The sequence below is a fragment of the Acinetobacter sp. C15 genome, assembly GCF_013420645.1.
Classification (GTDB): Bacteria; Pseudomonadota; Gammaproteobacteria; order Pseudomonadales; family Moraxellaceae; genus Acinetobacter; species Acinetobacter indicus.
The window spans coordinates 1-12,017 of the sequence record NZ_VOXR01000059.1 but is presented as its reverse complement, the minus strand read 5'-3'; the positions used below and the strand labels follow the sequence as shown (position 1 = coordinate 12,017).

The 12,017-nt window shown below is 35.1% G+C and carries 11 protein-coding genes; 9 read left to right on the top strand and 2 right to left on the bottom strand.

What is annotated here, in order from left to right; translation table 11 throughout:
- Window positions 1–340: 340 nt before the first annotated feature.
- From FTT63_RS13985 to FTT63_RS13970, 4 genes are read left to right on the top strand one after another with little or no spacing between them, the layout of a single operon-like run.
- A complete protein-coding gene (locus FTT63_RS13985) occupies window positions 341–820 on the top strand; it encodes a spore coat U domain-containing protein (protein ID WP_180192429.1) in 480 nt (159 codons plus the stop codon).
- Between the two features lie 43 nt (window positions 821–863).
- Entirely contained in the window at window positions 864–1,613 is a 750-nt protein-coding gene (locus FTT63_RS13980; RefSeq protein ID WP_163143588.1) for a molecular chaperone, read from the top strand.
- Window positions 1,614–1,641: 28 nt separating this feature from the next.
- Window positions 1,642–3,987 (top strand): fimbria/pilus outer membrane usher protein, encoded by a 2,346-nt coding sequence (locus FTT63_RS13975; RefSeq protein WP_180002666.1) that lies wholly within the window; start codon window positions 1,642–1,644, stop codon window positions 3,985–3,987.
- A gap of 20 nt (window positions 3,988–4,007) precedes the next feature.
- Window positions 4,008–4,961 carry a spore coat U domain-containing protein gene (locus FTT63_RS13970; protein ID WP_180002664.1) on the top strand — a complete coding sequence of 318 codons (954 nt, stop codon included), beginning with the start codon at window positions 4,008–4,010 and terminating at the stop codon, window positions 4,959–4,961.
- Window positions 4,962–4,975: 14 nt separating this feature from the next.
- Here the strand turns inward: FTT63_RS13970 and FTT63_RS13965 are convergent, their stop codons facing one another.
- The gene (locus FTT63_RS13965; RefSeq protein WP_180192428.1) at window positions 4,976–5,455 is read right to left on the bottom strand and encodes a spore coat U domain-containing protein; all 480 of its coding nucleotides are present in this window, start codon (window positions 5,453–5,455) and stop codon (window positions 4,976–4,978) included.
- Between the two features lie 157 nt (window positions 5,456–5,612).
- Here FTT63_RS13965 and FTT63_RS13960 point away from each other — a divergent pair, with 157 nt between their 5' ends.
- Window positions 5,613–5,801, top strand: a complete 189-nt coding sequence (locus FTT63_RS13960) for a hypothetical protein (RefSeq protein WP_157799961.1) — start codon at window positions 5,613–5,615, stop codon at window positions 5,799–5,801.
- Between the two features lie 173 nt (window positions 5,802–5,974).
- Here FTT63_RS13960 and FTT63_RS13955 read toward each other — a convergent pair whose 3' ends face one another.
- Entirely contained in the window at window positions 5,975–7,126 is a 1,152-nt protein-coding gene (locus FTT63_RS13955) for a hypothetical protein (protein WP_163143596.1), read from the bottom strand.
- A gap of 876 nt (window positions 7,127–8,002) precedes the next feature.
- Between FTT63_RS13955 and repM the strand changes: the two genes are divergently transcribed.
- The 4 genes from repM to FTT63_RS13935 all read left to right on the top strand — a co-directional run bounded on the left by repM (window position 8,003) and on the right by FTT63_RS13935 (window position 11,763).
- A complete protein-coding gene (gene repM, locus FTT63_RS13950) occupies window positions 8,003–8,953 on the top strand; it encodes a replication initiation protein RepM (RefSeq protein ID WP_163170531.1) in 951 nt (316 codons plus the stop codon).
- Window positions 8,946–9,521 (top strand): plasmid replication DNA-binding protein, encoded by a 576-nt coding sequence (locus FTT63_RS13945; protein ID WP_180192427.1) that lies wholly within the window; start codon window positions 8,946–8,948, stop codon window positions 9,519–9,521. Before repM ends, FTT63_RS13945 begins: the two co-directional genes overlap by 8 nt.
- A gap of 19 nt (window positions 9,522–9,540) precedes the next feature.
- Window positions 9,541–9,684: a hypothetical protein gene (locus tag FTT63_RS13940; RefSeq protein ID WP_166135762.1), complete on the top strand. Its 144-nt coding sequence runs from the start codon at window positions 9,541–9,543 to the stop codon at window positions 9,682–9,684.
- A gap of 216 nt (window positions 9,685–9,900) precedes the next feature.
- Entirely contained in the window at window positions 9,901–11,763 is a 1,863-nt protein-coding gene (locus FTT63_RS13935; RefSeq protein WP_138743310.1) for an ATP-dependent endonuclease, read from the top strand.
- Window positions 11,764–12,017 lie beyond the last annotated feature (254 nt).

The following is a 12,017-nucleotide window of genomic DNA, read 5'->3' as shown; positions in this document are numbered from 1 at the left end:
GGATAATCTTTTTCGGATTCAATCAATAATTGAACCGCTCTTTCTCTGATTTCAGGGGTATATTTTGGTTTTGTCATCGGGACATTCTCTCAAGAAAGTTGGTCTCCGACAAACCCGGTACGGTTCACATTATTTTATAAAAAGTAGAATAATGACGAATACATTTAATAATGCTGAATGGCTGGTTAAAAAAAAAACTTGAAAAAAATATAAAAAGTGATAAATTTCACACTTATTTTTATAGACGTGATTTTAATACCTATAAAAAATAAAAGGTGAAAGCAATGTTATTTATGACGATTGCTTTTGGGCTATCGGATTTAATACTTGGAATTCTTAAATGAAAAAATTTATCACTACTGCATTATTAGTATCTACTAACTTACTTTTAGCTGGACAAGCAAGTGCTGAAACACCAGCAGCAGGCACACAGCAGGCAAAAACAACTTTTGATGTAAAAATTGAAGTTCTTTCTACATGTTCTATCAATGCAACAGAGATTGATTTTGGTAAAGTAAATAGCGGTAGTGTTGCAAGTGATAAAACAGGAACCCTAAATGTAACTTGTACAAATCAGACACCCTACCGTGTAGGTCTTTCAGGTAGTGGTAAGATGAAAAATGAAAAAGATGAATCATCAAGTATTGCTTATGAGTTATTCCAAGATGGCGATACGCCATGGGATAACGATAAAAATAAATATTCAAACAGTGGTTCAGGTAACGTAGAAGCAATCTCTGTAATTGCTAAAGTCGTTGGCTCAACAAATGTTCGTGCAGGCAACTATAAAGATACAGTTACAGCCACGGTAACATATTAATATTTGTTATCGTAAAGATATTCTTCATTTAAAGGATATCAATATGAGAAATACGATACGTTGCTCTAATCTACTACGTAAGTACAGTTTAGTTTGTTTAGTAACGAGTATTTTTATGATACAGGCGCATGCTGCAAGCTTGCAGGTTGCGCCTATTTTATTAGAGTTTTCCCCTCAGGAAAAAGTTAAAGAGCTTTGGTTAACCAATACAGGAAGTGACGAAATTCGGGGCCAAGTCCGAGTAAATTATTGGACACAAAATAATAATCAAGATGTTATTACACCTACAAAAGATCTGATAGCAAGCCCCATGGTATTGACTATACCTGCTGGGCAAAGACAATTAGTTCGCTTGATTCGTAGCGCAAATAGCAATCTTTCATCTGAACAAGCCTATCGACTCATCGTCGATGAATTACCTAATCCAAAAACTGAAGAGAAAAGCGGGTTGCAGCTTTTGCTGAAATATTCGATCCCAGTTTTCTTTAAAACATCACATATAAATGCTGTAGATCAAGGCTTAACTTCTTTAAAAGGCATGACATTTAAATATACGGATCATCAATTACTAGTCATCAATCAAACTACAAGTTATAAGCGTTTTAGCCAGTTTGCTTATGTAGATTCTCAAGGTAAAAAGACACCAATTCAAATGGGACTGATGGGCTATGTTCTAAATGGTCAGAGTATGCAATGGCCTATCCCTAAACAACTGAATATTCAACCGACTGGAAAATTTGTTGCTGTTGTGAACATGGATGTACGTGAACAAATACTTCAATTAGCACATTGATGTATTCATCAATTTTGGAGTGGTTTTTGTGAGTGTACAGATTAGTGATTTGCTATTTGCAGGAGCAATCATTGCAGTGGCACCTAATACACTTGCACAAGTCAACGATCCAAAACTGATTCAAAATATGCAGCAAGATTTATATTTAGATGTCGAACTAAATCAATCAGCACAACCAGAAATAGGACATTTTTTACAACAAGATAAACAGCTTTATATAGATGTGACATCATTAGACAAACTCTCAATTCAAAGTAGTGCTCCTCAAATCTTGGTTGACCAAACAAACTATATTTCTTTAGATGCTATTAACGGGCTAAGTTATCAATATGACAATCTAAACCAGAAAATCACCATACAAGTCCCTATTGAATTATTAAGTGCAAAAAACCAATATAGTTATCAAGCTAAATCTGTAGCAACGGTTAATCCCCAGCAAGAAAGACAAGGCTTACTTTTAAACTATACGGCTTTTGCACAACAAACTGATGATCATTTTTCATTTAATGGATGGAATGAACTTCGTTATTTTGGTCTATTCAATGGTGTACTGAGTATTTCAGGTAATTATCAATATCAAGATAATCAGTTTACTGATCGTCAAATTCTAGATACGTATTGGGAGAAAGACTTCCCAGAGCAAATGCTTCGTTTACGTTTGGGCGATGCGCAAAGTGATGCTTTAACGTGGACACGCTCTACTCGGATTAGTGGTCTAAGTTTGGCTAAAAATTTCGCATTACAGCCTTATACGGTTACAACCCCATTAATGAGTTTTAAAGGGCAGGTTGCACTCCCTTCACAGATTGACCTTATCATTAATGGAATCAAGCAATCATCACAGAATGTAGTGCCAGGGCAGTTTGATATTCAAACTACACCGAGTATTACAGGTGCTGGCAATGCACAAATGGTCATTACTGACATCAATGGCCAACAACAAGTCCAAAATTTTTCACTCTATCGCGCAAATCACTTACTGGCACGGGGTCTAAATGATTGGTCATTTAACCTTGGTTATCCTAAATTAAATTATGGCATATCTTCATTTGATTATGCTGATGATTTAGCATTAAGTGGTAGTTATCGTTATGGATTAAGCAATACATTGACTGTTGAGACCCATACTGAGTTGACTGAAAAGTTACAGCAAGTGGGGCTAGGTGGTGTTTACCAATTAGGGAGACAAGCTGGTCAATTCAATGTCTCTTATGCCCATAGTTATACACCTGAAAACACGGGACAGTTGCTTGGATTCGGTTATAGTTGGAACTCAGCATTGTTTAGCTTAAATTATAATGGATTACGTCAATATGGGCAGTTCAGTGATATCGCTAGTTTAAATGATGCTTCATATGCAACCCAATCCAATCAATTTTACATGGGCTTAAATACGAAGTTTGGTCAGTTAGGAGGGAGCTATATTCAACAAGAGTATAAGGATCAGTCCAGCAACGAATATGTTCTATTGAACTGGTCTTATATTTTCCCTCGACGAATGAATCTGAATTTAAGTTATAGCAGGGACTTACTAAATAAAGAAAATAGTTACTACCTGTCCTTTAATATTCCATGGGCGAAACGGAATTCAGCAACTATCACAGCTCAACGTAGTAATGATCAAAATCAACTTAGCCTGAACGTCTTACATTCTGTGGATCAAGACCAAGGTGGTTTCGGTTGGCAAGCAAGGGCCAATCATACTGAGTTATACTCACAATTTCAGGGGCAACTGGATTATTTAAGTCGTTATGGCTTGGCCCAACTTAACGTTCAACATACGACCTCAGACCAAAGTAATACCAGTATTTACGCTTCAGTGAATGGCGGGGTTGTACTATTGAAAGATGCTATCTTACCTAAACGCCTAAGCAGTGGTTCATTTGCTATCGTTTCAACAGATCAAATACCTGATGTGCCTGTACGACTAGAGAATCGTTTAATTGGTAAAACTAATAAAAAAGGTTATCTACTACTCGATTATTTGAACCCTTATCAGAATAATAGTATCGCTATAGATACGCTTGATTTGCCAATTAATCTAAAAATTGAAAAAACGCAACAAAATGCTGTACCACGCCAATCGAGTGGCGTTTTTGTACAATTCCCGATGTATCAAGTGAAATCTGTGCAACTTCAAGTAGTAGATTTACAGGGACAAAATGTGAACGTGGGAACTTCTGTATGGCAAGAAGAACCGATTCAGCAACAACAACCCACAACTATTGTGGCTCACGATGGAGTTGTGTATATCGATAACCTAAAAAATAATACACTTTACATAGGCAATCAACTTAAGCAGTGCCGAGTGATACTGCCTGAACTTACAACATTAAAAGGTTTTAGTGATTTGGGGCGAATGGTATGTCAATAAACTGCAATGACTTGTTTAAAATGAGTGATTCAACGAAATATTTTATTTATGCAAGTTTATTCTTACTAGTATCTATTCTTTTTTGTTTACCTGCTTATGCTAGTAGCTGTTGGTTAGGGCAGTCTGCAACGTTAAGTTTAGGAACATCAAATGCTCAAGGCTCAGCACTTGTTTCAACAGATGTTATTGCTGACTGTTACTTTAATTCAAACCAGCCTGTAACGTATAAGCTATGTTTAGTGGCTGATAGTTTTGATCCCGCAGGTAGTACTCCTCGAAGTATGATTATTTATAATCCTGTAAGAGCATTACTCAATTATGAATTATATTCTGATGCAGCAAGAACATTTAAGATTCCTGATTCAGAACGTAAAAACCAAGCACAATGCCAAACTTTCCAGTTTGAAGCAGGAACTGGAAATGTCAGTACTCGGCTTAAACTATATGGTCAGGTGTTGCCTGGACAGAACGTACCAGCAGCATACTATCAAACGAATAGTATTGGATTGAAACTTTATTCTGCATACAAGGTTGGATCAGAAGTACCAACGGATACAGAAGCCCTTGCAAATTCGAATACTGGTAATAATAATTTAATTGTTAACTCATATTATGAAAATAGTTGCTTAATTCAGTCGGCAACAGATATTAACTTTGGTGCGGTTGACCAACTGAAGACACCGTTAATAAGCTCAGGAAATATACAGTTAGCCTGTCCCGTTGGCACTATTATGCAAGTCAGTTTAAATAATGGCATCAATGCGCAGGGCACACAAAGAAGAATGAGAAATGCTTTAGGAAACTATATCCGATACAACCTTTCTAGGAACGCACACGATGATCAACCTTGGCAAGGTAATACTTTTTACTCTGTAGATAATCATAATATACCTGTATATGCAACGGTTCCAGCTCAACCCATCAGTAGTACTGGGCAATACTCTGACACGATTACAGTAACTCTAACTTATTGATTTTTATTTTAAAATTAATAGGTAACCGTCGCAGTTACTGTGTCACTATATTTCCCAGCAGGAACATTAGCATTGGGAACCTTACCCCAAATCTTAATATTTTGTGTTTCCCCTGTCCCCTGTTGTGACAAACGATTGTCTGCAATATTGCCCCATTCTTTGCTCATGGCATGATCTTGATAAAGCTGATAAGGAATTTGTATAGAAATATCATTGGCATGCTTCAAACGACCATCACTATTTAAAGCAATATTATAGGGAGTACCATTAGTACAATGAACATTTAAGCTCCCTGTCGTTTGAACATTCTGTGCATTACGAGTCACAGTCCCAAAATCAATATCCGAAGAGCCTCCTGCTCCAATCTCACAAATTTCTATAACTTGCATTTTGACTTGAAACTGTGTGGATTGACGATCACTCATGGTATATGCGGAAACAGAGACTACAGCTAAAATTACAAAAGAATATTTAAAAATTTTCACTTGACTCATTTACCATAATTTCAACCTATTAACTCCATTAAATATTACATAGTTTTTTAAGAAATAATATATAGTTAATAGACTTCCGTCATAAATCAAAAAACGTACAATTTATTTGATCTTAAATTAATCAGCAAACTTATTTAATTCAAAGGATAATCCTTGGATGAAATTCAAAGATATTCAAAAATTATCAGACGTTAAGTTTCGTAGGCTTACCGGTGTTAGTTGGGCTACATTTAACCTCATGTTGGCCGAGCTAAATAAGCAGTTACCTCGTCATATTGGTAAAGGACGACCGCATAAATTACCGTTGGAAGATCGTTTGCTCTTATGTATAGGCTTTGTTGCATAAATATTTTGCAAAATACTGATTTTTAAGGAGTTTAAGAAAATTTTAATAAAAAATAAGTATAATAAAATCATAGTGTTAGGTATTTTTGCAACAAAGCCTTTTAGAAATAAAAGAGCATGATGTTTTAAGTATTTAACATAAAATCTCTTATGCGAAATTTAAGAAAAAAAGCTTTAGCATTTTTTTCTGTCTCTTCTTAATCGTTGATCTTTAGGCTTTCGCTTATTCCGTTTATTCAAATAAATCTGATCTGCATTTCGACAAGCCACTTCAAACTCTTTCATACTCCAAGCCTTCTTGGCAGTGAAGCGTACATAGTGTAAGTTTTTTGGAAAATACATTTGATTCAGCTTCTTCTGCTCGGGATTTCGGGCATTTAATATCGATCTCATTTTAGCCTGTAACGTGCCAATTTGATGACGTGTACCATGAAAAGTTCCCTTAGAACTCAATCTAAAAGTGGCTTCTTTCAAACGATCAGCCTGTTCAGTCGAAATTAAATCAATTTTTTTATTCAACTCCCGCGTTGCCGACTGCATAAATTCTTGCGATAGATACCAGGTAAAACGGATTTTCTTCTGAGAATATCGTTGAAAAAACTCCAAATGCTTTTTACGAACCCCGCGTAATGCACGAGTTAGCTCTTTCAACCGCTCGTTATAGCTCACGTCATCGTTAAATTTAATTCCAAACCGTTGCAGTAAAAATGCACTCACGGATGCCTGATTCCAACGTGTATGTTCATTTTCTAAAAAAGCAAAGCCGAAAATACGTTGAATACTGGAAAAACGCCTGACATCAGATGCATCAAAAGGCTTAAACACCCGATAAACCAGATCTTGGTTACTATCAATAGTTTTTACACGCTTGGCATGAACATTAAAAATAACGCCAAAGCGTTCAGGATGATAATAAACCCGAGAAAATTGTGGCTTAAGATCACTAAACTCAATGTATTGTCCCAGTACATAATCCCCATAGTGCAACAGTTTTTCTCTTTTGGTTGTCAAAAGACTATTCAACTTTTGCTTCTGTACCATGCTCGAATTTTTGGCGAGTATTTCTTTTAGCGTCAGCTTACTTCTTCGCGCTTCTCTGTAGCCTGTGGTAAATAACCAAAACTGGAATACCTCACTTTTGGCTGGATCATAATTGATGACCAGACTCCATACTGGTTCCCCGTAGTCCGATTTTTTCTTACGCTCAGATTCAGTCAGATCGAGGCCATACTTCAAAATTAATTTTGGAAGCACATGATGGAACTTTGAAAAAAGCACAGTATCAGAAAACCAAAACTTAGCCCTTCCATTCGAAATGCATTGCATAAGACTGAGAAGACAGTCTGTTTTCGTTGTTGTGTAGTAGATCATTATCTAATCAAAATATACCTTTTATGCGGAAAGCATAAAAGTTTATCTTTGATTAAAAAAGAATAAAAAACACCATTTTTATAAAATAGCGTTTTTTTTGATCAATTTTGGTAAATGTATAAATAAGAGTTCCGTAAATTGAGCGTCAGCAACATGCTGCTGTTTATTTCATGTGTGGGTTTTAAATATGAATGTCTGCTCCAAAGGCTCTATTTTGCGTTTTAAGAGCGTTTAATGATTTAACCAGGGATTTATTGTTTTTAGAGTTAAACGAGCTAATATCCCCTATTTTTTGCTTCTAAACATAAATATATAAGCGAGTGTCTACGAGCGACACAATAAAAAGTCGCGCCTAGACTCCCTGAAAAACATTTTTTTAGTATCAAAATCTCAAAAACAGTAAATCACTTGTAGAAAATTGAGTCTAGACCCGAGCGAAGCGAGCAAAAAAGTACTATGAGCGAAGCGAATTCCAAGTTTCTTTTACTTTTTCTTAAAGTCACGTAAGTATTCACCAAAAAATTGCCCCGACGAACTGAGCGAAAGCGAAGTTCAATAGAGTTTGAGCGAAGCGAAAACCAAGGGCAATTTTTCGTGACTTGGCTTTTAATTATTTTAAATGTTTTTAAATGTTTTTAAATGGCCTGAAACCCTTATTTTACAATGCTTTTAAGAAGTATATAGCAACGTTTCCTCGGTTATATAGCAACGTTTCCTCGGTTATATAGCAACGTTTCCTCGGTTATATAGCAACGTTTCCTCGGAATTTGACAACAAATATTTATTGTGTTGTTATAACAACATAATAAAACCGTTGCTAAATAGAATGACATGGCCGACTTAGTTGTAAAATCAAATAAACTTGTTCAAGCCTTACAGACACTTACTTTAAGTGAAACTCGCCTATTACAGCTCGCTATTGTCGATGCTCGTGAAACAGGCCAAGGATTATCAGCAGAAGAACCATTAGAACTAAATGCTAGTAGATATGCTACAGCCTTTAATGTTTCACCTGATGCTGCTTATTTAGCTTTAGTTGAGGCAGAAGATTCTTTATTTAAAAGACAATTTACTATTACCAATGAAGATGGAACTTTAACAAAAAGTCGTTGGATTCAAGATGCTAATTATCGAAAAGGTGAAGGTCGCATACTAGTAACATTAACTCGTGTTGTAATTGAACATGTCACAAAAATAGATGGCTTTGAACAATATTTTACTAGTTACCATCTTAAAAAAACTTCCGATTTTAAAAGCGTTTATGCTGTACGACTTTATGAGTTGTTAATGCAATGGAAGTCTGTAGGCAAAACACCTATATATGAGTTGAATAAATTTCGTAGCCAATTGGGTATAGGAGTTAATGAATATGATCGTATGGAGGCTTTTAAAAGACGTGTTTTAGATATTGCTATTAAACAAATTAATGAGCTTTCTGATATTACCGTTAAATATGAGCAACATAAAAAAGGTCGTGCTATTTCAGGTTTTTCATTCGCCTTCAAACAAAAGAAAACGAATCAACCAATAGCAGATAAGCGAGATCCAAACACGCTAGATCTTTTTTCAAAAATGACGGATGCTCAACGTCATATGTTTGCTAATAAGCTTTCAGAATTACCTGAAATGGGGAAATATTCTCAAGGTACAGAAAGCTACCAACAGTTTGCTGTACGTATTGCTGAGATGCTACAAGATCCCGCTCAATTCAAAGAGCTATACCCATACCTAAAAAAAGTGGGATACATGCCATCAAATAAAAAGGACACCGTAAATGGCTAAGTTATCACTAAGTGAAGTATCTAAAAAATTTCATGTGGATAGATCAACCATTTACAGAGCTGTACGTAATGGACGTTTATCACGCTCCAGTGATGGACAATTCGATCTAGCAGAGGTCATACGATGCTTTGGAGAACCTGAGCAAACATCTCAAAAAATTGAATCATCTAAGCAAGAAGATGATGAATCTACAAAAAAACTTATTGCCCATTTAGAAAATGAAGTCAAAAAATACCAAGAACGTGAAGAACGGTTAATGCAACAAATTGACCGTATGCAAACACTCATTGAGCTGAAAAGTGTTGCACCTGCCACAGCAGCACCACAACAAGATGCTACGGCATGCGACACCGACCTACCACAGCATGCGACAACACAACAAGACAATGATAATAAAAAGAATAATGAATTAAATATTGCAGAAAATGTGGCAGTGCCACAGCAAGAAACTACGGCATACCACACCCAAACGCTACAGCATGCCACGTTGCAAAATGTGGCAGTGCCACAACACAAAAAACGTGGTTTATTTGGCCGTGTGCTGAATGCCGTCTTTGATAATGATTGAGCAATAAGGGTGAAAGATCATGCCAAAACTGAAAGACATTGCCCTGGGCATTGTGGTTGCTCCAGTACTGATTCCAATCATGCTGATTGCATCCTACCAGGATAAAAAGGCATTTAAAAAAGAGCTGGATGAACGCCAAAAAGAAAAAGACCAGGCATCCTGATTATTCAATTGAGCTAATCAAAAGTGTGGAACATTGATGAAATAATAGGCGTGGAACGTGAAAAGTCATAAAAAAAGCCCAATCGGGTGTGATTGGGCTATAAACTAGAAACTACAGCATTGATTTCTAAGGAAAATTATAACACATTTCGTATAAGGTGTATTATGTTAATTTTAGGAAAACTTAATTTTTATATTTGATAAGAGCTTATATTCAATGGAATTACCTTTAAACCTGACATGTAATATAAATAGCCATAATGGAACTATTCAAAGACAAATAATATTAGAAAATACATTTACTTGTATCTTAGGTCCAAATGGCTCAGGAAAGACACATATATTAAGAAGTTTAAAAGATAGTATAAGTCCACTTATTAAAAAAAAGTCCCGTTTCATATCTGCAGGTCGTATTGGTTTATTGGAACAATTTAGATCAAACTATGATGGTCATAGATCTCATGGCAACATTGAATATGACAGTGCCCAATTTGGTGGAAAAGACTATGCTTCGCGTAGACATAATATAGAAACGTTACAAGGTGATTATCAAACATTAGCTCAACGACCAGATATTTTGATAAAAATTCAAGAAAGATTAATTAAATTATTTCGAAGAAATTTAATTATTAGTTGGGATGATGGTTATCTAAAAATATTCTTTTCTCGTTTAGATGGAACTAAGCCATACTCATCAGGAAGAGAAGCATCCGGATTAATGCATTTAGTTGGGATATTATGTGCTCTTTACGATGATGAAGTAGGAGCATTATTCATTGATGAGCCTGAAGTATCACTACATCCACAACTCCAATCTTTCTTATTAAATGAAATTTTAGATACCGTTGGGCTTCCAGATGAAAATAATAATAAAAAAATTATAGTGATCGCAACGCATTCTACAGAAATGCTTCATATCAATAAGCCAGAAGATTTATCTTCTTTAATCTTTTGTTATGACCTGAATTTAGAACCCAAGCAGGTTCTCAAAGAGGATGGAACTCTAAAAAACCCTAAAATTCAAAATCTTATTTCTAAATTAGGACAAGAACATAAACTAGCACTTTTCTGTCAACGACCACTTCTTGTTGAAGGTCCTTCAGATGTCGTAATGTGTAATACATTAGCCCAGAAACTACAAATATTTCTAGAAGCATCAGGTTCTCAAATTCTTCCTGTAATTGGAAAGGATCAAATGCCTATAGTTGCTAAATTATTTAAACTTTTCGGAAAAGAGCCTGTAATTTTAGCTGATGCAGATGCTATTGCAGATGGAGTAGATATAATTTCTCCATTCCTCACAGGAAATGCATTAGCAAATATTAAGGCATCAAAATTTGGGGCAAAAGATGCTCTTAGTTTAGCTCGAAACATTAATAATGATTTCGCAAGAATAGTCACTGAAAGATGGAATGAAATCGAAGGTTTAGCTATAAAACACCCATATTGGATTAATGGTCAAACTAATTTACCTAGAGCTCAAAAAAGAGCAGTTTTCTCAACACTATTTTCCAATAATGAAGATACTTTAAAAGAGCATCTACAACAAAATCATTCTGATTGGATAGTAATTAAAAATCGATATGAGGCCTTATTGAAGATCGTTGAATCTTGTGGTGTGTTTTTCTTAAAAAAAGGAGCTATTGAATCTTATTACAACGTATCAGATCAAAATACTTCTGACAAAAAAGTTGACGCTGCTGTTGAAGAAATTACTTATATAAATACACTAACAAAAGAGCAGATCTATATCGCCTATGAAGATATTGTAAAATGCTTAAATTTTGCATCTGCTACAGAGGAAATTAATGAAACTAGTGCATTGCTAGACATTTTGCTTGCAATAGCTGCTCCTTGTTTACCTAAAATTCAGGATCCTAACAATAAAGAGGATCTGAATATTTTTGCATCTTCTTTATTCCCTGAAAAAGCAAAAATATTTAAATTGAGTAAACAAGGTGATAATTTAATAATTGATTTAGACACAAAAATTATCACATCTAATAGTTTTCCTTTAACTATTCATAAAGATGAAAATATTACGATTACCTTAAGTAATCGGTTATTACAAAATCAATAAACTATAAGCCACCTAATTAGGTGGCTTTTTTATTTAACAAAAGATCTCTTATAAGAAACTCATGAATAGTGTAAGTTTCAACAAAATTACAGTCCATTTAACATAATAGAGCTTATACGAAACGCATTTGTAAGCCCAAAGTAGAAATGTCCGGTTTCTCCAAAGTAAAAATGTCCGCTTTTAGAATATGCACTTTTGCAATTTTCTTAGCGGACGGTTTGATATGTTGGTGTCTATGTCGGATAAAGAACTTA

Bases quoted from the DNA above. Each gene is read 5' to 3' on its own strand.
- FTT63_RS13985 (WP_180192429.1), top strand. From the start codon at position 341: ATGAAAAAATTTATCACTACTGCATTATTAGTATCTACTAACTTACTT.
- FTT63_RS13980 (WP_163143588.1), top strand. From the start codon at position 864: ATGAGAAATACGATACGTTGCTCTAATCTACTACGTAAGTACAGTTTA.
- FTT63_RS13970 (WP_180002664.1), top strand. From the start codon at position 4,008: ATGAGTGATTCAACGAAATATTTTATTTATGCAAGTTTATTCTTACTA.
- FTT63_RS13945 (WP_180192427.1), top strand. From the start codon at position 8,946: ATGGCTAAGTTATCACTAAGTGAAGTATCTAAAAAATTTCATGTGGAT.
- FTT63_RS13965 (WP_180192428.1), bottom strand. From the start codon at position 5,455: ATGAGTCAAGTGAAAATTTTTAAATATTCTTTTGTAATTTTAGCTGTA.
- FTT63_RS13935 (WP_138743310.1), top strand. From the start codon at position 9,901: ATGGAATTACCTTTAAACCTGACATGTAATATAAATAGCCATAATGGA.
- repM (WP_163170531.1), top strand. From the start codon at position 8,003: ATGGCCGACTTAGTTGTAAAATCAAATAAACTTGTTCAAGCCTTACAG.
- FTT63_RS13940 (WP_166135762.1), top strand. From the start codon at position 9,541: ATGCCAAAACTGAAAGACATTGCCCTGGGCATTGTGGTTGCTCCAGTA.
- FTT63_RS13955 (WP_163143596.1), bottom strand. From the start codon at position 7,126: ATGCAATGCATTTCGAATGGAAGGGCTAAGTTTTGGTTTTCTGATACT.
- FTT63_RS13960 (WP_157799961.1), top strand. From the start codon at position 5,613: ATGAAATTCAAAGATATTCAAAAATTATCAGACGTTAAGTTTCGTAGG.